Below are 21,569 nucleotides of genomic sequence, written 5' to 3'. Positions count from 1 at the left end.
GATGTGTGTTCCCGGACGCCGCTTCTTACTCTCAGTGCTGCAGTGTCAGGAGGCCTGGTCGCCAGGGCAGTAGGTTGTAGGACTGGTTGGCGGAGGGGTCCTTGCCTTGGTAGAGCAGCTGTAGGTTGCAGGGGTCGATGGTCATGGTCTGGTCGGGGTTGTTGCGTACCAGGTCGCCGTGGCTGATGTCGTTGGTCCAGGTGGCGCCGCTGTTGGCTTTTCCGGCGAAGGGGTTGCTCTCGCTGGTGGCCTGCGGGGTCCATGAGCCGCTGAGGCTGGTGGCGGTGTAGGAGCGGAAGTAGCGGTAGCCGCTGCCGCCGATCGCCTCGACGATCATGAGGTACTGGTTCTGGCCGGCGACCTTGTAGACCTGGACCGCCTCGAACAGGTTGTAGGTCGAGTCGCTCATCACGGTGGTGTAGTTGCTGCCGAAACTGGCCGGGAAGTTCCCGATCGGCATGCTGGCGCGGTAGATGTTGCCGTTGTCGCCGGCGAAGAACAGGTACATGTTCGTGCCGTCGCCGATCAGGGTCTCATCGATCGGGCCGGTGCCGGAGTTGGCGATGCTGCCGGTGAACAGCGCCTGCGGTGCGGACCAGCCGTTGGCGTTGGTCGGGTCGCTGGAGGTGCGGTAGCTGAACGGCCAGGCGCCCCACTCATTGGCCAGCACCCAGATGTTCTTCGGCGCGAAGTAGAACAGCGTGGGGGCGACCGCGGCGTTGTTCATCACGGTCTGCTGGGCGGAGGCCATGTCCGACCAGTTGGTGAAGGGGGCGAAGCCGGTCGAGCCGTAGTTGCCCGAACCGTTGACGTTCGAGCCGTAGACGATGTGTTTGCCGTTGTAGACGACGTCGGTGAAGTCCTTGAGCGAGACATCGCCGTTGGCCGGCGTCGCCAACGGCCCGGTCGAGGTCCAGTGGTAGCTCGACGGAAGAGAGCAGCTGCCTCCAGTCGAGGAGGACGACGGGGATGGGGAGGACGAAGGGGAGGAGGACGCCGAGGTCGTCGGCGTCGGGCTCGGCGTCGGGGTGGTGCTGGGTGTCGGTGTGGGGCTGGCGCTGGTGACGGAGCCGGTGCACACGGTGCCGTTGAGGGTGAAGTCGGCGGGGACCGGGTTGCTGCCGTTCCAGGCGCCGTTGAACCCGAAGCTCGTGTTCGCGCCGGAGCCGATCGAGCCGTTGTAGGAGAGGTTGGTGACGGTGACCTTGCCGCCGGACTGGGTGTAGCTGCCGTTCCACAGCGTCTGGATGCTCTGCCCCGCGGTGAAGGACCAGGACAGGTTCCAGCTGCTGATCGGGCTGCCGAGGTTGGTGACGGTCACGTTCGCGCCGAAGCCGCCGGGCCACTGGCTGCTGATCGTGTACGAGACCTGACAGCCGGACGCCGCTTGGGCGGAGGTCACGGCCATCACACTCAGGCCGGCGGCCGCGAGTGTGATCGCGGCCGCCGCAGCGACCCATGGTCGTTTCATCTGGTCGTTAGGTTTCACTCGTGGGCTCCTGGAGCGTGAGGGGCTGTATGGTTCGCGTCGTGCTGTCCGGCGGTGCGCGACGCTGTCGCGGCGTGTGGGGTCAGCCGCAGTGGTTCAGTTGAGAGTGGAGTGGGTCGGGTCGGTGTCGTCGGTCGTCCAGGTGCCGGCCAGGCGCCCATTGCGAGAGCGGCGGCCGGGCGGGTGGGATTTGACGGACCGTGATCTGAGCATGGGACCTCTTCGTGCGGAACCGAGAGCGGTCAATGCAAACGCCGTCTTGACGCCCAAGCTTGTGAGCGCCAACACGGAAGGTGATGGGATGTTTGCGCCGCTCACTGTGGCGGGTCAAGAACCTGCCAGTGCCGGCGTCGGGCGCGTTGCGCGCGCTCGGGGGAGACCTGCCATTCCTCGCTCAGCAGAGACGGCGGAACTGCCGGAAGTGCCGAAAGTTGCACGTCGACGATCGGACGGTCTGATACAGACAGAGCCAATCGGTCGACTGGACCGCGTTGAAGCCGTCAGGGCGTGTACAGAGCGCTACCGTGCGCACCGAGGATGCCTCCCGCTGGCCGAATTCAAGCGGCAACGACGTTTCCTCGTCGGCTCCGCATCGTGGTTTCGAGCCCACGCGTCGGCGGCGTCCTCGCGGGAGGCGGGGCCGTCGCCGAACGCAACGGGCTCGGCGGGGCGGCGCAGCCGTTCAGACATCGCCGGGCCGCTGCGGCACCGATCAAGGGCAGCGGCCCGGCGACGAGTTATCTGAGTTGGTGGCTGGTTACTGGATGCTCTGCTTGGTCAGCCACCATTGCTGGCAGTTGTATCCGGTGGCGCCCCATTGGTCGGCGACGGCTCCATTGGCGGTCGAGTTCTGGTAGATCTCGAGGAGTTTGCCGCTGTTGAGGTTGGTCACGTATCCGTAGCCTGAGTCGCTCGCCGCGAAGGTCCAGTCCTGCGAGGACGCGCCACTGGCCGGTTCTTGGACGGCTGCGGCCCCGTTCGCCGTCGAAGCGCCGGCGATGTCCAGGAGCTTGCCGCTGTTCAGGTTCGTGAGCGTGTAGGACGTGCCCGACGAGGTGGGTGTGACTCGCCAGACCTGGGTCGGGTTGTTCGTGTCGCCCCACTGGTCGGCCTGGGCTCCGGACGTCGTGCTCGCGTTCGGGATCTCCAGGTACTTGCCGCTGTTTCGGTTCACCAGCTTGAACTCGCCGTACGACGCCGCGCCGCTCTGGTACACGTCGATGGCGTCGAGCTCGGCGTAGCTGGAGTTGTGCGTGAAGGTGATGGTGTTATTCCCGGCATTGAGGGTCGTGGTGAACTGCGCCCACTGGTACCGAGCCCAGTCGACGGTAGCCGGATAGCTCAGGCTGAACGCCGTGCCGCCGTTCACGCTGACGCTGTGGCTGCTCGCCGCGCCGGTCCCGTTGTCGTAGCGGACATTGACCGTGTAGGTGCCCGCGGTGGGCACGTTGACGTGGGTGAAGGACACGGAGCTGTCCGCGTTGTTGATGTAGCCGACCTTGCTGCCGCCGTCGGCGTCAGCGTGCGAGACGACCGTGGCGTCGGTGATCGTGGCGCGCTCGGCCTCATAGTGGTGCGCGTTGAGCGGGACGCTGCCGACGCGCACATCGTTCTGGCCGCTTGTGGTGTTCTCCACGTCCGTCGCCTGATACAGCGTCAGGCCATCCACGCTGGTGTCGAAGGACTGCGCGAAGCCCGCGAAGTAGCCGCCCTGCGTGTCCGACGCGTCGTACGTGACCGCGTACGGCATTTGCTCCCAGGAACCCTGGCCGTAGTTGTAGTTGACGTAGAAGTTCTCGCCGCCGCTGATGTTGCCGCTGCTGTCCACGGCCCACTTCGACGAGACGATCACGGTGCCGTTGGGGCCGCCGGCCGGAACCCACCTGACGAACGGCGAAGAGCCCATGCCGCGCCCGTTCGCCAGCTTGATCTGCGTGCCGAGGCTGCTGGCGGTCCAGGTGATGCCGTCACTGGAGAGCTTGGAGTAGACGACGGCCGTATTCAGGCTCTGACTCGGCTGGTTGACGACCTCATACGTCGCCATGTACTGCCCGTTGCCCAGCTTGGTCACGGTGATCATTCCCGGCCGGTCACTGTCGTCGGGGATGGCGGCGACGTTGCCTTCTGCGCCCCAGGTCTGGCCGCCGTCCGTGGAGACGTGGTACGAGACCGCCTGCAGCACGCTGGTCGAGGTGTCCTTGCCGCTGCTGTCGTAGACCTTCTGCCGCTCGTCGGAGAAGTAGCAGACCAGGTCTCCGTTCGCGTCGATGTTCAGCGACGGCTCCCAGATGGAGCTGGTCGTCGAGGTCGGGCTCGGGTCGTACGTCGCCGGGCCACCGGTGTCGACCGTGCTCAGCAGGCTCCACGTGCCGCCGTGGTCCGTGCTCTTGTAGATCACGATACGAGTGCTCGACTTATCGCTCGGCATGATGTTTCCGGCCAGCAGCAGCGTTCCGGCGGCGAGTCCGCCGGTGGCCTGCGGCACCTCGTAGAGGAAGGGCTGCGAGGTGCGGGTCAGCGTGGAGAAGTTGTTGGAGGGAACGATGTCGGTCAGGTGCGACCAGGTCGCTCCGTTGTCGGTGCTGCGGTAGATCGGGTAGACCTGCACGCCGTTGACCCAGGTGAGCTGGTCGTAGGTGACCAGGATGGTGCCGTTCGACGATCCGCTGTGCTTGAGCACGATGATCTTCGAGTACGTGGCCCCACCCTTGTCCGGGAAGGAGCCTTGCGCGGGGGAGGCGTAGACCAGGGAGCCGTTGCCGGTGGTCACGGCCGCGGCGGGCCCGGCGGCCAACACGGTGAGGCCGAGCAGCCCGGCGAGCATCGAGAGTATCGAGAGCAGGGACACGGATCGCCAGCGGGGCATGCGGCAGCGTCGACGCATGAGTTCACCTTGCTTTCGGGTGAGGGGAGTGGAAGCGGGGTGGCGGCGCGCGCCTCGAACAGCTCGAGGTTCCGGGGTGGGTTCCCGCGAGGAACCCCCAACGGGCTTCCCGGTAGGTTCCTACGTTGTACCTGACACTTGTACCCGCGGCAACCCGGTGCGTCAAGGCTTCGCGGTCAAGGCCTTGGCTTCGAGCTCTCCCCGATGATCAGCTCGTAGCGGCAGTGCAATTCCCGATCGGGGATCGACTTCTTCGACCGCATCCGCTCCACCAGCGCGGTCACGGCGAGATTCGCCAGATCCGCGAAGTCCACCGCGATCGTCGTGAGCGAGGGAACGCTGAACCGGCCCTCGTCGATACCGTCGAAGCCGGCCAGCCCGAAATCGTCCGGGGCGCTCAGCCCGCTCTCGTGCGCGGCGCGCAGCGTGCCGAGCGCCAAGACGTCGGCGAAGCAGTACACCGCGTCCGGCCGTTTCGGCAGGTCGAACAGCTTGTGAGCAGCTGCGGCGCCCATCGCCTTGCCGTAGGGTGCGCCCGGTACCGTGGGCGCCAGCTGCTTCTGGTAGCGGATCCCGGCCTTACGCAGCGCGGCCTGGTAACCGTTAAGACGCTTGACGGCGGTCGCGTGCGGCGGGTCGTCCTGGCGTCCGATCACCGCGATGCGCCGGTAGCCCTGCTGTAGCAGGTGCTCGGTGATGCGGTACGACGCCTCGACGTTGTCGAACAGCACGTGGTCATCGCCTTGGCTCGGGTAGTCGCGTTCGCCGAGCAGGACGAGCGGGAGCCGGCGGGTGCGGGCCGCGAGTTTCGCCGGGTCGATGGCGAGCGGGGAGAGGATCACGCCCTCGATCATCGGGTCGTGCAGGCCCTCGGCGGCGCTCAGCTCGATGTCGGCGTCGCCGCCCGTCTCCTCGATGAGCAGGGTGTACCCGGCGTCGCGAGCGGCCTTGATCATGGAGGCCGACAGCTCCGCGAAGTACGGGTTGCGTAGATCGGGCACGGCGAGGGCGATCACGTCGGAGTGCCCGGTGCGCAGCCGGCGCGCGGCGAGGTTCGGCCGATAGTTGAGTTCTTCGATCGCCGCGTAGATGCGCGCAGCGGTCGCCGCCGAAGCCTTGGAGCTGACTCCGCGAAGCACATTGGACACGGTCTTGATCGACACGCCAGCGCGGTTCGCGACGTCGTGCAACGTGGGTTCGCCCACTGTTTCTCCTCCTCGACGCCCCGTTCGAATTCGGGATTGTACTCGTCGCAGCCGACCCAGCGGGTTGTCATCGCCATTACAACGACTTGTCGATGCGGTCTTGACGGGCCAGGGTACGCCAGGTACAACGTAGGAACCAACCAGGGGCCGCCCTGTGAACCCGCCGCACCGGCACGACCGGATCGGCGCTTGGACCGATGCGAGGAAAGCACATGACTGAGCCCGGCGCCGCAGTAGTCGCCCTCGACCGCGAACATCACCGCGGCGCGGTGGACCACAGGCTGTTCGGATCTTTCGTCGAGCACATGGGCCGCTGCGTGTACACCGGGATCTACGAGCCGACGCACCCGAGCGCGGACGCCGAGGGCTTTCGCGGCGACGTTTCCGCTCTGGTGCGCGAACTCGGGGTGACGCTCGTGCGCTATCCCGGGGGCAACTTCGTGTCCGGGTACGACTGGCGCGACGGCATCGGCCCGCGCGAGCAGCGGCCGCGACGGCTTGACCTGGCCTGGCGCTCGATCGAGACGAACCAGGTCGGCACGGACGAGTTCATGTCCTGGGCCAGGGCGCGCGGGGTGGAGCCGATGCTCGCGGTCAACCTCGGCACCGCCGGCGTGCTCGACGCGGCGGCGCTGGTCGAGTACTGCAACGTCCCCGAGGGCACCGAGTGGTCCGAGCGCCGCCGCCGCAATGGCGCGCTCAAGCCGCACGAGGTAAAGCTGTGGTGCCTGGGCAACGAGATGGACGGCCCCTGGCAGACCGGCCACACCACCGCGCAGCGGTACGGCGCGCTCGCATCCGAGGCGGCGAAGGCGATGCGGCTGGTCGACCCGGACATCGAACTGGTGGCGTGCGGAAGCTCGTCGCACGACATGCCGACGTTCGGATACTGGGAGTCCGCGGTCCTCGAGGCGGCGGGGGAGCACATCGACTACATCTCGATGCACGCCTACTACGAGGAACACGACGGGGACCGGGCCAGCTTCCTGGCTTCCGGCGCCTCGATGGACTCGTTCATCGAGGACGTGACCGCGACGATCGACGCAGTCGCGGCGCGCCGGCGCAGCAAGCGGCGGCGGAAGATCAACATCTCGTTCGACGAGTGGAACGTCTGGTACCAGAGCCGCTATCCCGGCAGCGAGGCGATGGCCATCGACATCGCCGGCCCGCGCATCGAGGATCAGTACGCGGCCTTGGACGCGGTGGTGGTCGGCGATCTGCTCTCCAGTCTGCTGAACCACAGCGACCGGGTGAAGATCGCGTGCCTGGCCCAGCTGGTGAACGTGATCGCCCCGATCATGACCGAGCCGGGCGGGGCGATCTGGCGCCAGCCGACGTTCCACCCTTTCGCAGCCGTCGCTTCAGCCGCGCGCGGCCACAGCCTGGTGACGCGGGTCAGCGCGACCGAACTGGCGACGCGACGTTACGGCGACGTGCCGGCCGTGGCCGCGTCCGCGACGCACGACCCGACGACGGGTGACGTCGCCGTTTTCCTCACCAACCGTGCGCCGCACCCGGTCACGGTCGACCTCAAGCATTCCGGTTTTGAACGGTGGATGACCCTTTCCGCCTTGCACATCGCCGCCGACGATCGCGGACCACGAGACCGTGCGACCGCGGCGGATCTGCGCCTTACCCCGCTGAGCGTGTCCGCCGCCGAAGAGGGGCGCAGCGGCTGCATCACCCTGCCGCCGCACAGCTGGACCGTCGTGCAGGCGGCCACCGCTAGCACGCACTGAACGTCAATCTGCAAGGTCAAGGGAGACCCATCATGTCAACGAACGACCTGCCCACGCACGGAATCTCCCGGCGCGGCACACTCAAGCTGCTCGGTTTCGCCGGCCTTGGCACCGCCGGCCTCTCGGCGCTCAGCGCCTGCGCCCCCGGCGGCAGTTCCGGCAACACGAAAGCGCTCAGCGCCGCGCCGAGCGCCGCCGCCGCGAAGGGCGAAGCAACACTCTGGTTCAACGACGACGACCTGCTCAAGGTCTTCAAGACCGTGCTGCCGTCGTTCAGCGCCAAGTACCCGCAGGTCAAGCTGAACCTGGTCGGAGTCGATGTGGGCACCAAGCTCGCACCGACGCTCATCAGCGGCACCGGCGTGCCCGACGGCTCGTTCGCCGCCGATGGCGCGGTGGGCGCGCAGGCCGCCGAGCTGTACGACCTGACCAGCCTGATGAAGCCGTATGTCGCGGACACCGTGCAGTACAAGCTCGACGTGAACACGGTGGACGGCAAGCTGGTCGGCATTCCCTGGGACACCGACCCGGGTCTGTTCTTCTACCGCGAGGACATCCTGTCCGCGGCCGGCGTGAATCCTGCGCAGCTCACCTCGTACGACGCGCTGCTGGACGCGGCCCGCGCGGTGAAGGGCAAGAACCCCAGCGCCCGGCCGATTCCGCTTGAGCAGGATCCGAACCTCGGCATGCAGTGGCTGATGATGCTGGTCAGCCAGCAGCAGGGCGCGGGCCTCGTCGACGCGCAGGGCAACCTGACCATCGACACCGACGCCTATCGCAATGCGCTGACCTGGATCAAGAAGGTCGCCGACGAAAACCTCGGCGCGCGCTCCAAGTTCGCCAGCACCGCGCAGATCGCGATGGCCGACAACGGCACGATCAGCATCGTGCCGTGGGCGATCTGGTTCAACTTCCTGGTGCAGACCGCGTTGACGAAGAGCGCCGGACACTGGCGGGTCAGCCAGCTGCCCGCCTGGACCGCCGGCGGCGCGCGCTCCGGCGTGATGGGCGGCAGCTCCTTCATCATCCCGGCCAAGGCGGCGCAGCCACAGCTCGCCTGGCTGTTCTACGAGCACGCGATCTACAGCCCGGAAGGCATCAAGCAGGTCTTCGGACCCAATGCCGTCTACCCGAACGGACTGAACACCGCGCTGCCGTCGGTCAAGAGCGCGCTGAGCGGCCCGTCGCTGTTCAACACGCTGCCGCAGCTGGGCAACACCTCGCTGTGGGAGGTCGGCGCCCCGGCTTCGCTCGGCATTCCGGCCGGATACCACGTGCCGACCTGGTTCAATCAGGCAGCCAATTACCTAGGCGCTAACCTCCAGCTGTTGATGGACGGCAAGATGTCGGTCGACGACGTCATCAAGCAGTCGGTGTCCGGCATCAAGACGAACCTCGTCCAGCGCGCGTAAAGAGGCGGCATGTCTTTGCTTGAGTGGAAAACATCGGCGCCGCGGACCGGTGACCCGGCTCGCGGCGCCAGGCCGCCCGCGTTCCGGTCCGTGCGGATCGGCCGCCGCAGGCTGCCGCGCGACTGGTGGTGGGGCTACCTGTTCATCGCGCCGTTCTTCGTGATCTTCGCGGCCTTCAGCGCGTACCCGATGATCTACGCGCTGGAGCTGAGCTTCAGCGACTGGCACGGCGCGGGCCAGCTGCACTGGGTCGGTTTCGGCAACTACACCTACCTGCTGACCAATCCGCAGTTCTGGTCCTCGCTGGGCAACTCCGGCGTGATGTGGGTGCTCATCGTGCCGATCCAGACGGTGCTCGCCGTTGCCGCGGCCAGCCTGCTCACCAGGGCCAGGCTGCGGTTCACCACGTCGCTGCGCACGATCGTGATCGTCCCGTACGTGACCCCGCTGGCCGCGATGGCCCAGGCGTTCATCCTGATCTTCGACAAGAACTTCGGCGTGCTCAACGCGATCCTGCGCTTCTTCGGGCTGCCGGCGGTCGGCTGGCTGACCACCACCAGCTGGGCCAAGCCGTCAATCGCCCTGTTCATCCTGTGGAAGACCAGCGGCTTCGCGCTGATCATCATGCTCGCCGCGGTGCAGTCCATCCCCGATCACCTCTACGAGGCCGCGTCGCTCGACGGCGCCGGCGCCCCGCGGATGTTCTGGTCGATCACCGTGCCTATGGTGCGCAGGCACATCGGCTTCTTCCTGGTGATCTCGACACTGGGCATTTCGCAGATGTTCCTTGAGCCCTACGTCCTGACCCAGGGCGGTCCGTACAACAGCACCACGACATCAGGGCTCTACCTGTATCAGCACATCCAGAACTCCGATCTCGGCACCGGCGCGGCGAACTCCTTCCTGCTCGTCATCCTGGTCTTCCTGCTGTCCCTGATCGCCGTGCGAGTGCTGCGTTCGAAGGAGGAGCAGTGAGTAGCGCGTTGAGCGTCCCCGCGATCCGGGGGCGCCGGACCGAGCCCGCGTTCCGGGCCCGCCGGGCGCTGGGGTACCTGGCGATGCTGCTGGCCGCCGCCGCCTTCCTCTACCCCATCTACTGGATGGTGACCTCGTCGCTCAAGCCCGGCGTGAGCATCCTCGACGACCCGCTCGGCTTCAACCCGGCGCAGGCGACGCTGCGCAACTGGACCGGGATGTTCGCGAACGTGCCGATCGTGCACGCCTTCCTCAATACGGTGATCGTGGTGGTGGTCAAGGGCGGGGTACTGATGATCTTCAGCCCGCTGGCCGGGTACGGCTTCGCGAAGTTCAACTTCCCGTTCAAGAACTTCCTGTTCGGATTCGTCCTGCTCACCCTGATGCTGCCGACGCTGGTGCTGATCGTGCCGCTGCTGCTGGAGATGAGCCAGATCGGCTGGATCAACAGCTATCAGGCGCTCATCCTGCCCGGCGCCGTCGACGCGTTCAGCGTGTTCTGGATGCGGCAGACGATCGAGCAGATCCCGGACGAGTTGATCGACGCCGCGCGCATCGACGGCGCGGGACCGCTGCGTGTGTTCCGCTCGATCTGCGTTCCGGTGCTGCGCCCGGCCCTCGCGGCGCTCGCCGTGCTGTCGCTGTTCAACATCTACAACGACCTGGTCTGGCCGATCGTCGCCGTCAACGACCAGCGGCACGAGACGCTGGCCATCCTGCTCGCCGGCCTGACCTCGAACGTCAGCGGGGCGCAGGGCGGCACCAGCAGCGCCGACCTGTGGGGGCAGTTGATGGCGGCGTGCACGTTCGCGACGATCCCGACGATCCTGCTGTTCGTGTTCCTGCAGCGGCACTTCATCCGCGGCCTGCTCGCCGGCAGTTCCCGATGAGCGAGCCGGCGTCGAAAATCGTCGTGCATCCGGCGTTCGCGATCGGCGAGATCGACCGGCGCATCTTCGGCAGCTTCGTCGAGCACATGGGGCGCTGCGTATACACCGGGATCTACGAGCCCTCGCACCCGAGCGCGGACGCGGAGGGCTTCCGCGGCGACGTCTCAGCCCTCGTCGATGAGCTCGGCGTCACGCTGGTGCGCTACCCCGGCGGTAACTTCGTGTCCGGATACGACTGGCGCGACGGCATCGGCCCGGTCGCCGACCGCCCAGCCCGGCTGGACCTGGCCTGGCGGACCGTGGAGCCGAACACGGTCGGCACCGACGAGTTCTTACGCTGGGCTGCGCGCCGCGGCCTCGATCCGATCATGGCGGTCAACCTCGGCACCGCCGGAGTGCGCGAAGCCGCCGGACTCGTCGAATACTGCAACGTGCCGCACGGTACAGCTCTGGCTGATTTGCGTGCATCTTATGGAGCCCCGGCGCCGCACGCCGTGCGCACCTGGTGCTTGGGCAATGAGATGGACGGCGACTGGCAGATCGGGCACACCACGGCGCAGCAGTACGGCCGGCGAGCGGCTGAGGCGGGCAAGGCGATGCGAATGGTCGATCCCGACATCGAACTGGTCGTCTGCGGGTCGTCCTCGCGGGAAATGCCGACGTTCGGGCAGTGGGAGGACACGGTCACCGAACTGACCCTCGACGTCGTCGACTACATGTCGATGCACGCCTATTACGACGGCACGCAGCCGCGTCGTGACTACCTAGCATCCGGCTATCGCCTGCACCGGTTCATCGAGGACGTCGTCGCGACCGTTGACGCGGTCGCCGCCCGGAGAGGTTCTGGGCGCAGGCTCCAAATCGCGCTGGATGAGTGGAACGTCTGGTCGTCCGCGGCCGATGTCTCGCCGGCCGGACTTGCCCGTGACCTCTCGTTCACGGCGCCGCGAATCACCGAGGACCCGTATCAGAGCCTGGACGCGGTGGTGCTGGGGGACTTGCTCATCAGCATCCTCAATCACGCCGACCGGGTCAAGATTGCCTGCTTGTCGCTGCTCGTCAACGTCAGCGCGCCGATCCTGACCGAGCCCGGCGGACCGGTCACCAGGCAGACCACCTTCCATCCGTTCGCCGCCGCGGCCCGCCTGGCCGTCGGCACCTCGCTGCGCGCCGCTGTCGAGTGCGCGCCGCTGGCCACCGACCGCCACGGCACGGTGCCGTCAGTAGCCGCCGCAGCGACCCACGACCGCGCCACCGGACGCGTCGCGCTGTTCCTTGCCAATCGCGGCCCCGTCCCGGCCGAGGTCACGATCGATCATGACGCGTTCGACGGGTGCTCCCTCATCGCCGCTCACACGCTCACCGCGCACGACGGGGATGACGCGGAGGAACTGAGGTCCTTCGACGGAGCGCTCGTCGAACTCAAACGGGTCGAGACCCGAAACCGCGCGACGAATGCCGTGCTGCCCGCCGAGTCGTGGTCCGTGATCGAACTGGAAACCGGCAGAGCCTGATCGTGCGCTGGGCCGCCGTCCTGCTAGCTCGCGTCGGGGCAGGGGCCAGCGTCCTGGCTCGTGTCGACTGCGGGGTCTTTCCGGGAGCGCGCGCCGTTTGGCGCGCTCTGGTCAGGTGCGGGCGTGGGGCGGGGTCAATACGATGTGCCGTGGTTCGAGTACTGAGATCCCCGCCGCCGCGGTGGCGGTGGGGCTTTTGTAGGAGGTTGCGATGCGGCTGGACCGTGCTGGGGATGTTCGCTCGCCGATGCGGCGGGCGCGGTTTGCCGGTGTCGGCCTGGCCGCGTTCGGCGCGGTGGGCTTGGGCTTGGGCTTGGCAATTGTTCCGGCTTGCGGGGTTGGCGGTTCCACCGGGGATGACTAGAACAGTCTCCATCTGCCGGATGGCGGACGGGAGAGGTGCGGAAGCGCGTCAGTACACGCCTGCTCGTCAGGCGTAGCCCGATTACCAACGAGCCGATCACCTGCACGAACCTCACCGCTAGGTAAGCGCGCCGCCTAGGACGATCTCCTCCTCTGCGACGGCATGACCGGCCTCGCAGCGGATCTCCACGTGCACCGACTCGCCGCAGCCCGCGTGCGTCGCGCGATTCGGGCCGTACTCGGAAGCCGCGTAGCGCCCACCCCACTCCAGCAGCGCGATCACGATCGGCAGAACGGCGTGACCGGCCTCGGTGAGCACGTACTCGTAGCGCGTGCGCTGGCCCGGCTCGCGGTAGGGCTCCTTCGTGAGCACGCCCGCCGCTACCAGCTCCTTGAGCCGCTGAGCCGCCACCGCTTCGGTGACCCCGATCCGTTTGTGCAGCGCGTCGAACCGGGTGGCGCCGTGGAACGCCTCGCGCAGGAGCAGCATCGCCGTCCGGTTGCCGATGAGTTGCATCGTGCGGTCAATGCCGCACCGGTCGCCAAGCGGCGTGTCGCCGCGGCTCGCGAGTCTGCCTTCGAGTTGAACTGGCATAGTTTCATGCTACACCTGGCTTGCGGAATCCATAGCCAGCCGCCTAGCCTGCTGGCTATGCCGATACATAGCCAGAGCCGTCGCACGAGGCTCGCGATCGCGATCCTGACCGGCTCGGCGTTTCTCGCCAGCCTCGACCTGTTCATCGTCAACGTCGCTTTCGACGAGATCGGACGCGACTTCGGCACCTCCTCGCTCGGCTCATTGAGCTGGATCCTCAACGCCTACGCGGTTGTCTACGCCGCGCTCCTGGTGCCCATGGGCCGCCTGACCGACCGCTACGGCCGCAAATCAGGGTTCGTGGCCGGCATGCTCGTATTCACGCTGGCCAGCCTCGCCTGCGGCTTCGCGCCTGGCGTGTGGTGGCTGGTCGGCTTTCGCGTCGCGCAGGCTGCGGGAGCCGCCCTCATGACGCCGGCGTCCCTCGGCCTGTTGCTCGCCGCACTCCCGCCCGAGCGCCGCGCCGCCGGAGCGCGCCTGTGGGCGATGACCGGTGCGGTCGCTGCGGCATTCGGCCCCGCGGTCGGCGGTGGGCTGGTCCAGATCTCGTGGCAGACGGCCTTCTGGATCAACGTCCCGATCGGCCTGGCACTGGCGTTCGCCGCCGTCAAGGTGGTGCCCGACGTGCGTCATAACGCCGACGCTCCGCGTCCCGACCTGCTCGGCGGGGCAGTCATCGCCGTGGCCACCGGTGCGTTCGTGCTCGGACTTGTCCAGGGCAACGACTGGGGCTGGTCCTCCGGCCGCGTGCTCGCCGCGTGGGCGGTGGCCGCGGTGGGCGTAGCCGTCTTCGCCTGGCTGATCACCCACCACGAGGCACCCGTGATCGATCCCGCGCTGCTGCGGATCCCGTCCTTTGCGTGGGCGAACATCGCCCAACTGCTATTCAACGTCGCCTTCGGCATCGGCCTGCTTTCGCGCGTGCTGTGGCTGCAACAGCACTGGGGCTACTCCGCGGTGAGAACCGGTCTGGCCGTCGCCGTGGGTCCCACGCTTGTACCGATCACCTCGCTGTTGGTCACCCGAGTTGTCCCACGCGCGGCGCCCGGGCGCTTGATCGCGCTGGGCTGCGTGTTGTTTGCGGTCGGCGGTGTCTGGCAGGCCGCGGTGACTGGAAACCAGCCGGCCTACGCGACTGAGATGCTTGGCCCGTGGGTCGTCTCCGGGATCGCGGTCGGCCTTGCCTTGCCGCAACTCACGGCCGCGGGAACGGCAGCCCTGCCGCCACATCAGGCCTCGACGGGCTCAGGAGTCGTCAACATGGCGCGTCAGCTCGGCATGGTGGTCGGCATCTCGATCATGGTCGGGCTGCTTGGTTCGGGCATTCCCGCACTGGCCCGCTTCCAGCACGTCTGGATCTTCATGGCGGCATCCTCGGTGGCGGCCGCGATTGCCGCTCTGGTCATGAACGCCATGCGCGGCTCGGCAGTAACTTCGGCGAGCGCGGCATCTTCCGGTTCGGATGTTGTACGTGTGGCTACGAGTCCGAAGGAGCGAGTGGGGCCGGAGAGTGTGACGCGCGTGCCTTGAGCTAGTGCTGGGAGAGCTGCCGCGGAGCCTTCCAATCGAACCGCATCGACGAGGAACGCGATGAAGTGTTCTACCAGTGCTATCTCGCCGTGGTCTGGTTCCAAGCTGGCCTCGACACGACGGTGACCGAATTCGTCACGGCTGCGTTGTCCGGTCTCCAGTGGGAGCAGTTCGCCGAGGACAGTGGGGTGCCGAGGACAGCGGGGTGTAGGGCTGGCCGCTCGTGCGGGGTTCGCTGCCTGTGTGAGATGTCCCTCTCCGGTTGTCGTGGCGCTGGTGACCCGGGGAGGTGGAGCATGTGGTCGTGACTTCATCCCCTCACCTGCCGCGTGTCGGTGGCCGACTGGATTCGAAGGGCGGGACTGGCACGGTCGGTGGAGAGCCGGCTGCCGCTCGCGGGTATCTGCTGGACAATGCGCGTGCCGAGGCCGGCGAGCGGTTCGTCTGGCTGGCCGAGTTGTTCGACGGCGTGACGCGCGGGCACTTCGATCGGCTGGGTGTCAGGGCTGGCTGGCGCTGCTGGGAGGTGGGGGCCGGTGGCCCCGGTATCCCACAGGCGCTCGCCGCGACCGTCGGCGCGAGCGGGTACGTGCTGGCCACGGACATCGACCCTGCGTGGCTGACGGCGGGCGACGGTTACGAGGTGCGTCGGCACGATGTTGCCGCCGATCCGCCGCCGGAGCCGGGAACGTTCGATCTCGTGCACGCCCGGCTCGTGCTGGTCCATGTGCCCGACCGGGCGCGGGCGTTGGCCACGATGGTGGCGGCGCTGCGGCCCGGTGGCTGGTTGTTGGTCGAGGATGCGGATACCGCATTGCAGCCGCTGGCCTGCCTGGAGGAGAGCGGGCTTGCGCAGCGGCGGGCCAATCAGCTGCGCGGGGCATTCCGGGAGTTGCTGACGCACCGCGGCGGGGATCTGCGCTATGGGCGGACTCTTCCGCGGGCTCTGCGTGAGGCGGGCTTGGTGGACGTCGCCGCGTCGGGTTCTTTCCCGGTGGGCGGGCCGGCTTGTGACCGGCTGGAGGCGGCGACGATCCGGCACGTGCGCGGTGAGCTGCTGGCAGCTGGCTTGGCCGAGGACGCGCAGATCGACGCACACCTGGCCGCCGTCGACGCGGGCGAACTCGACCTGACCCTCGCGCCGCTGATCTCGGCCTGGGGACGCCGACCTGCCGAGCAGTCGCTGGCACTCCGTTAGGTGCGCATCCAGGCTCCGGACTGCTGGCACCCGTGTTCGTCGAGGCGATGGCGGCGACATCGTGGGCTGTCCGTACTGAATGCCAGCGAGGCGGTCGCGTCTTCGTACGTTCAGCTGGACGGTCGGGTCGGGTCTTGTAAGCGGTGTAGGCAGGGGCGCAGTGGTCGGGCGTTGGCGATGCACTCACTTCGCAAGGTGAACCTCGATACGACCGGATTCGCACAGACGCTGCACATCCGGGAAGGCATTGCCCCGAGGGGAACGAATGGATGAAACGCGACCCGTACACGCCCGACGCGACGGAGAATGACCGCCGAGCTGCCGGAGCCTGGTAGCTGTTCTCGCAGTCACCGCGCGATTGTCGGAGGTGGCGGCTACAGTCCGAGTGTGGAATTCGCCGGCTGGCCTGAGCGTGCATTCACGTTCTACGAGGGCCTTGAAGCAGACAACTCGAAAGCGTATTGGACCGCAAAACGCGCTATCTACGACGCCGACGTGCTCGCGCCCATGGAGGCGCTGCTAGGTGAGCTTTCGGGCGAGTTCGGCGACGGCAGGCTGTTTCGGCCGTACCGCGACGTGCGTTTCAGCGCGGACAAGTCGCCGTACAAAACAGCAATGGGCGCGACGCTATCGAAGGGTGGCTACATCCATCTGTCCGCGGATGGTCTCGGCGTGGCGGTTGGCTACCACATGATGGCACCCGACCAGCTGGTCAGGTACCGGCAGGCCGTGGCCGAGGAGGTGACCGGCGAGCAGTTGCGGCGGGTGATCGCGCAGGTCGAGGGGCGCGGGATCGACGTCGTCGGTGAGGAGCCGCTCAAGACGGCGCCGCGCGGCTTCTCGAAGGACCACCCACGTGCAGACCTGCTGCGTAACAAGGGGCTCATTACCTGGCAGGAGTGGCCAGTCGAGCCCTGGATGCACACGGCGAAGGCGAAGGACCGCATCGTTCGGCATCTCAGGGCCGCACAGCCGCTGCAGGCCTGGCTCGACGACCATGTAGGCCGCTCGGATCGAAGCGGCTGAGCCCGCGCCGCCGGAGCCGCGCCGTTGCGCGAAGTGGCGCCCCGACGGCTCGTCAGGTCATTACTTGGTGCTGGTCTAGTTGGTTGAAGCCGGCGACGCCATTGACGACATTGACGACGGACTTCCGCTTCCGCGCGGCAATTCATCCCCGAGGGCACTCGGTCCGGCCGCGAGCCTTGACCATGCTCGCGTGCGAACACTGGGACCAGGGCGAGGGCAGGGAGGTCGGCGCCGGACGCCTATCAGCGGGGGCCGTGCACCCGATCCGTCGGACTGATGCGGATCCCTCTGCGGGGGGAGTCGCCCGTAGTACCGGCGGAGGATGATCGAGTCTGTGTTGAGTGCGGCCCTGTCTCTTGCGCGCAAGACGGCGCGTCGTTCCCCCGAGCTCGGTGACGTGCTGCTGACCCTCTTGGTGATGGCGGTGATCGCCGCCGGCTACCTTGTGCCCGGTCTGCTGCGTTGGGGCACGGGGCGGTTCCTGCTGGAAACGGCGTCGGCGCTGCCGCTGGTGTGGCGTCGGCGCCATCCGATCCTCGTCGGTTTCGCGACGGGCGGCGTGACCCTGCTGACCAGCGCGCTCGTGCATCCGGCGCAGCCGTTCCCCTACGCAGTCCTCATCTCGGAGTACACGGTCGCGGCGCAATTGCGAGGCCGGCTGCGCATGGGGACGGGCTCGTTGTATCTGATCGGGAGCATCGCCGCCGAGGTGCTGCACGGACGCGGCCGCGACGCGCAGGACTTCTTCACCAACTTGACCGTGGTGTTCGCGGTCTTCCTGCTCGGCATGCTGCGGCAGTCGCAACAGGACCAGTCGGCGGCGCTGATACGCGACCGTGAGGCGAAACTCGAACGTGCGGCGGCCGTGGAACGCGCGCGGATCGCGCGGGAGATGCACGATATCGTCGGGCACGCCGTCGCGCTGATGGTGGTTCAGGCCGAGGCCGGGCCGCTGTTGGTACATGCGCACCCGGACAAGGCCGAGGCCGCGTTCGACGCGATCTCCGCGGCCGGACGCGACGCGATGACACAACTGCGGCGTCTGCTCGGCATCCTCAAGGACGACGGCGAAGCGGGTCCTGCTCGTTCGCTGCAGCCCACGCTGGCCTCGCTCGACGAACTGGTCGCACGGGTGCGACTAAGCGGGCTGTCAGTGCAACTGGAGCAAACCGGGACACCGCTGACGCTCCCGGCCAACGTGCAGACGGCCGCGTACCGAGTGGTGCAGGAGGCGCTGACCAACGCCCTCAAGCATGCCGAAGCGTCGCAGGCTTCTGTCCGGTTGGACTGGTCCGCCGACAGACTGCTCATCACCGTGGTCGACGACGGACGGGGCCCGGCCGGTGACGGCGCGAGCACCGGACAGGGGCTGATCGGCCTGCGCGAACGACTCGCGGTGGTCGGGGGAGCGATCAGCTGGGCCCGGCCGCCGAACCGCCGCGGCTTCGCCCTGACCGCGTCCATTCCGGCCAAGGGCTGGTAGAAAGCGGGTCATGGCGATTCGGGTGGTGGTGGCGGATGACCAGGAACTGGTGCGCAGCGGGTTCGCGATGATCCTTGACGCGCAGCCGGACCTCGAGGTCGTCGGCGAGGCGGGCAACGGCGCCGAGGCGGCCGCCCTGGCCCGCGATCTGGCGCCGGACGTGCTGCTGCTGGACGTGCAGATGCCGGTGATGGACGGGATCGAGGCGGCGCGGGCGGTGACTCGCGCCGGCCACTGCAGGGTTCTGATGCTCACGACATTCGACCTCGACGAATACGTGTATGACGCCTTATACGCAGGCGCCTCCGGCTTTCTACTCAAGGACGTGCGCCGCGACGATCTGGTGCACGCGGTGCGGGTGGTCGCAGCCGGGGACTCGCTGCTGGCGCCGTCGGTGACCCGGCGGCTAATCGCCGATGTGACCTCGCGGCGACCCGCGTCGGCAGGGCTGGCCGCGTCGTCGAAACGTCTGAACGCGCTCACCCCGCGCGAACGCGAGACGCTGACGCTCATCGCGCGGGGACGGTCGAACTCGGAGATCGCCGCGCAGCTATTCGTCAGCGAGCACACCGTCAAGACGCACGTCAGCAACGTCCTGATGAAACTCGGGCTGCGAGACCGCGTGCACGCGGTGATCTTCGCATACGAGAGCGCATTGGTGACTCCCTCCGCAGAGGGATGACTCACCCCGCGGCACCGGGGGAGCGACTCCCCTGTCCGCGCGATCTCAACGCGGGTGCGCCGCCGCAGCATTGAGGCATGCTGCGACGTATCACAGAACTCTCCATCCGCCGTCCGCGCACGGTCATCGCCGCCTGGTTAATGGTCATCCTGATCGGCATCGGCCTCGGCGGCGCGGTCTTCGGCCGACTCGCGGGATTCGGCGGAAACGTTCCGGGGAGCGAGTCCCAGACCACCGCCGGCCGCGTCGCGGAACTGGATCCCGGTTCGGACGCCATCACCGGTCTTGTCACCTCGTCTGCCGCTGGCCGGCCGATCGCCACGAACCCGGCGGTCAAGGCCCGCGTCACCGCCGCCGTAGCCGACCTGCGGCGAATCCCGAACGTCGCGGAGGTAGCCGACCCTTATCAGACCCCGGGCATGACCGGCGACGGGACGGTGATCGCCGTGGCGGTGACGTTCGGCGACGGCATCTCCAGCGCAGACGAGCACGTCGCGCTCAAGGCCGCCGAGGCCCGGCTGCGCGCGGTCGGTGCGGACGGGGTCGAAGTACGCATCGGCGGCGGCCCCCTGTTCGACGACGCACTGAACGCCGCGGCGCAGCACGACGCGCAGAAGGCCGAGATCATCTCGCTCCCCCTCGTCCTCGTGCTGCTGGTGTTGGTCTTCGGCGGGCTGCTCGCGGCCTCGCTGCCAGTGCTGCTCGCGCTCTGCGGCGTCGCCTCGACGCTGCTGATCCTCTACGGGTTCAGCTTCGCCACGAGCCTGTCGGTGTACTCGGTGCAGATCACGACGATGCTCGGTCTGGGGCTCGGAGTCGATTACGCACTGCTTATGGTGACGCGGTTCCGCGAGGAACGGGCCGCGATGCCCGACCGTGCGCGCGTCGAGGACTGTGTGCGGCGCACGGCAGCCGGCGCCGGACGCACAGTTTTCTTCTCGGGTCTGACGGTTGCGGTCAGCCTGGCCGGGATCGTGGTGTATCCCGCCCCGTTCCTGCGCAGCATGGGTCTGGCCTCGTGCGTGGTCGTCGCCCTGGACATGCTCGCCGCAATCACGCTGCTGCCCGCGCTGCTTTCCCGCTGGGGTCACCGCATCCGGCCCGCGGGTCCGCGGCGCGCGCAGGGGCGCACGTTCGGGCGAGTAGCGGCGGCCGTGGTGCGGCGGCCGGTACCGGTGCTGTTGCTCGTCACGGCCATCTTGGCGATCGCCGCGATACCCGCGTTCGCGTTGAACATGACCTCGGGTGACGCGCGCGAGCTACCCACGAGTTCCGAGGTGCGGCAGGTCTACGACCTCGCATTGGCGCACTTCCCCGGGCGCAGCAACGCCGATCCGATCACAGTGCTCATCGAGGACGGCAGATCGCGGCCGCAGTACCTGGCTGGCCTTCGAGCCCTCCCAGGCGTGGTGGCATCTTCGCAGAAGACGTATCCGGACGGCAGCGCGATCGTTCGGCTGACCCCGTCAGGCGTCGACGACGGCCCGGTAGCGATCGGACTGGTGCGCACGATCCGGGGCGAACACGCGCGTGCCTTCGTCACCGGACAGTCCGCGCGTCTCGTGGATTTCCGGCAGATGCTCGCCAGCCGCTTGCCGTACTCGATCGCGGTGGTGCTGCTGTGCGCCGGTACCTTGCTGTTCCTGTTCACCGGCTCCGTGCTGATCCCGCTCAAGGCGGTGCTGACGAATCTGCTCAGCATCGCGGCGGCGTTGGGGGCGGTGGTGTACGTGTTCCAGCAGGGTCACTTCGCCGCGGCGTTCGGCAGCGGGGGCCTGACCGCACTCGACGTCACGGTGCCGCCGCTGATGATCGCCGTGGCGTTCGGGCTCTCGATGGACTACGAGATCTTCATCCTCGGCCGGATCCGCGAAGCGCGAGAGGCCGGCGAGGACGCACGCGCCTCGGTGGTAACCGGTCTGCGTCACACCGGACGCGTGGTGACCTGCGCCGCCGCGCTGCTGGTGATCGTGTTCGCGTGCTTTATGACGGGCGGCACCGCGCCGATCCTTGAGTTCGGGCTCGGACTCGCTCTGGCCGTGCTGGTCGACGCCACCCTCGTGCGGATGCTGCTGGTTCCCGCGACCCTCGCGCTGCTCGGTGAGCGCGCATGGTGGGCGCCGCGCCCGCTGCGATCCGTGCATCGGCGAATCGGACTGAGCGACGATCGGGTCCCCTGACTGCGTACATGAGGTGCGCGGCGCCTCAGTGCTTGCTCGCGGCCAGGACACCCGCCTCGGCGAACACCGCCGCCGCTTTATCGGGCACACCCCGGGATCAGGGTCAAGGCGACTCACTTCACCGCGCCGACAGTCACGCCGCGGGTGAGTGTGCGTTGGAAGATGAGGAAGAAGGCGATGGCGGGCAGGATGCCGAGTAGTCCGGAGGCGGCTTGCATGGTGACGTCGACGATGTGTTCGCCTTGCGCGACGCCGAGGGCGAGCGGGACGGTCTGGTTCTGGTTGGAGACCAGGAAGACCAGGGGGAGCAGGAACTCGTTCCAGGTCCAGATGAAGAAGAAGGTGAGCAATACGGTCAGCGTGGGGCGGCTGATCGGGACCACCACGCGCCACAGGATGCGCCA

Annotated in this window: 15 protein-coding genes and 1 pseudogene; 11 read left to right on the top strand and 5 right to left on the bottom strand. The window is 67.7% G+C overall.

What is annotated here, in order from left to right:
- Positions 1–31 precede the first annotated feature (31 nt).
- The 3 genes from VN779_RS06295 to VN779_RS06285 all read right to left on the bottom strand — a co-directional run bounded on the left by VN779_RS06295 (position 32) and on the right by VN779_RS06285 (position 5,578).
- Complete coding sequence (locus tag VN779_RS06295) at positions 32–1,471, bottom strand: non-reducing end alpha-L-arabinofuranosidase family hydrolase (RefSeq protein ID WP_349260672.1); 1,440 nt, start codon at positions 1,469–1,471, stop codon at positions 32–34.
- 775 nt (positions 1,472–2,246) lie between these two features.
- Positions 2,247–4,337 (bottom strand): RICIN domain-containing protein, encoded by a 2,091-nt coding sequence (locus tag VN779_RS06290; protein WP_325721091.1) that lies wholly within the window; start codon positions 4,335–4,337, stop codon positions 2,247–2,249.
- A gap of 212 nt (positions 4,338–4,549) precedes the next feature.
- A complete protein-coding gene (locus VN779_RS06285) occupies positions 4,550–5,578 on the bottom strand; it encodes a LacI family DNA-binding transcriptional regulator (protein ID WP_325721089.1) in 1,029 nt (342 codons plus the stop codon).
- A gap of 212 nt (positions 5,579–5,790) precedes the next feature.
- Between VN779_RS06285 and VN779_RS06280 the strand changes: the two genes are divergently transcribed.
- The 5 genes from VN779_RS06280 to VN779_RS06260 are packed head-to-tail and all read left to right on the top strand — an operon-like array spanning position 5,791 to position 12,108.
- Entirely contained in the window at positions 5,791–7,317 is a 1,527-nt protein-coding gene (locus tag VN779_RS06280) for an alpha-N-arabinofuranosidase (RefSeq protein WP_325721087.1), read from the top strand.
- 32 nt (positions 7,318–7,349) lie between these two features.
- Positions 7,350–8,729 carry an ABC transporter substrate-binding protein gene (locus tag VN779_RS06275; RefSeq protein ID WP_325721085.1) on the top strand — a complete coding sequence of 460 codons (1,380 nt, stop codon included), beginning with the start codon at positions 7,350–7,352 and terminating at the stop codon, positions 8,727–8,729.
- Between the two features lie 9 nt (positions 8,730–8,738).
- Complete coding sequence (locus VN779_RS06270) at positions 8,739–9,704, top strand: sugar ABC transporter permease (protein ID WP_325721083.1); 966 nt, start codon at positions 8,739–8,741, stop codon at positions 9,702–9,704.
- On the top strand, positions 9,701–10,594 hold the full coding sequence (locus tag VN779_RS06265; RefSeq protein WP_325721082.1) for a carbohydrate ABC transporter permease: 894 nt from the start codon (positions 9,701–9,703) through the stop codon (positions 10,592–10,594). Before VN779_RS06270 ends, VN779_RS06265 begins: the two co-directional genes overlap by 4 nt.
- Entirely contained in the window at positions 10,591–12,108 is a 1,518-nt protein-coding gene (locus tag VN779_RS06260) for an alpha-N-arabinofuranosidase (RefSeq protein ID WP_325721080.1), read from the top strand. The genes VN779_RS06265 and VN779_RS06260 overlap by 4 nt, the downstream gene beginning before the upstream one ends.
- A 481-nt stretch (positions 12,109–12,589) precedes the next feature.
- Here the strand turns inward: VN779_RS06260 and VN779_RS06255 are convergent, their stop codons facing one another.
- Complete coding sequence (locus VN779_RS06255) at positions 12,590–13,066, bottom strand: helix-turn-helix domain-containing protein (protein WP_325721078.1); 477 nt, start codon at positions 13,064–13,066, stop codon at positions 12,590–12,592.
- Between the two features lie 57 nt (positions 13,067–13,123).
- Here VN779_RS06255 and VN779_RS06250 point away from each other — a divergent pair, with 57 nt between their 5' ends.
- From VN779_RS06250 to VN779_RS06225, 6 genes are all read left to right on the top strand, one after another.
- Positions 13,124–14,596 (top strand): MFS transporter, encoded by a 1,473-nt coding sequence (locus tag VN779_RS06250; protein WP_325721076.1) that lies wholly within the window; start codon positions 13,124–13,126, stop codon positions 14,594–14,596.
- Between the two features lie 343 nt (positions 14,597–14,939).
- Positions 14,940–15,794 (top strand): methyltransferase domain-containing protein, encoded by an 855-nt coding sequence (locus VN779_RS06245; protein WP_414639594.1) that lies wholly within the window; start codon positions 14,940–14,942, stop codon positions 15,792–15,794.
- 387 nt (positions 15,795–16,181) lie between these two features.
- Positions 16,182–16,820: a DUF2461 domain-containing protein gene (locus VN779_RS06240; RefSeq protein ID WP_325721072.1), complete on the top strand. Its 639-nt coding sequence runs from the start codon at positions 16,182–16,184 to the stop codon at positions 16,818–16,820.
- A 322-nt stretch (positions 16,821–17,142) separates the two neighbouring features.
- On the top strand, positions 17,143–18,303 hold the full coding sequence (locus tag VN779_RS06235; RefSeq protein ID WP_325721070.1) for a sensor histidine kinase: 1,161 nt from the start codon (positions 17,143–17,145) through the stop codon (positions 18,301–18,303).
- Positions 18,304–18,313: 10 nt separating this feature from the next.
- On the top strand, positions 18,314–18,985 hold the full coding sequence (locus VN779_RS06230) for a response regulator transcription factor (protein ID WP_325721068.1): 672 nt from the start codon (positions 18,314–18,316) through the stop codon (positions 18,983–18,985).
- Positions 18,986–19,062: 77 nt separating this feature from the next.
- On the top strand, positions 19,063–21,165 hold the full coding sequence (locus VN779_RS06225) for an MMPL family transporter (RefSeq protein ID WP_325721066.1): 2,103 nt from the start codon (positions 19,063–19,065) through the stop codon (positions 21,163–21,165).
- Between the two features lie 113 nt (positions 21,166–21,278).
- Here the strand turns inward: VN779_RS06225 and VN779_RS06220 are convergent.
- Positions 21,279–21,569: pseudogene (locus tag VN779_RS06220) on the bottom strand (carbohydrate ABC transporter permease); the annotation flags it as partial.

It is taken from the genome of Actinocrinis sp. (assembly GCF_035605935.1).
In the GTDB taxonomy this organism is placed as follows: domain Bacteria; phylum Actinomycetota; class Actinomycetes; order Streptomycetales; family Catenulisporaceae; genus Actinocrinis.
The sequence above is the reverse complement of the archived record's forward strand: the minus strand, read 5'-3'. Positions and strand labels throughout refer to the sequence as shown.

What these genes read in the sequence shown, in the direction of transcription:
- VN779_RS06270 (WP_325721083.1), top strand. Translation starts at nt 8,739, where the DNA reads ATGTCTTTGCTTGAGTGGAAAACATCGGCGCCGCGGACCGGTGACCCG.
- VN779_RS06260 (WP_325721080.1), top strand. Translation starts at nt 10,591, where the DNA reads ATGAGCGAGCCGGCGTCGAAAATCGTCGTGCATCCGGCGTTCGCGATC.
- VN779_RS06275 (WP_325721085.1), top strand. Translation starts at nt 7,350, where the DNA reads ATGTCAACGAACGACCTGCCCACGCACGGAATCTCCCGGCGCGGCACA.
- VN779_RS06255 (WP_325721078.1), bottom strand. Translation starts at nt 13,066, where the DNA reads ATGCCAGTTCAACTCGAAGGCAGACTCGCGAGCCGCGGCGACACGCCG.
- VN779_RS06250 (WP_325721076.1), top strand. Translation starts at nt 13,124, where the DNA reads ATGCCGATACATAGCCAGAGCCGTCGCACGAGGCTCGCGATCGCGATC.
- VN779_RS06295 (WP_349260672.1), bottom strand. Translation starts at nt 1,471, where the DNA reads ATGAAACGACCATGGGTCGCTGCGGCGGCCGCGATCACACTCGCGGCC.
- VN779_RS06225 (WP_325721066.1), top strand. Translation starts at nt 19,063, where the DNA reads ATGCTGCGACGTATCACAGAACTCTCCATCCGCCGTCCGCGCACGGTC.
- VN779_RS06280 (WP_325721087.1), top strand. Translation starts at nt 5,791, where the DNA reads ATGACTGAGCCCGGCGCCGCAGTAGTCGCCCTCGACCGCGAACATCAC.
- VN779_RS06235 (WP_325721070.1), top strand. Translation starts at nt 17,143, where the DNA reads ATGATCGAGTCTGTGTTGAGTGCGGCCCTGTCTCTTGCGCGCAAGACG.
- VN779_RS06230 (WP_325721068.1), top strand. Translation starts at nt 18,314, where the DNA reads ATGGCGATTCGGGTGGTGGTGGCGGATGACCAGGAACTGGTGCGCAGC.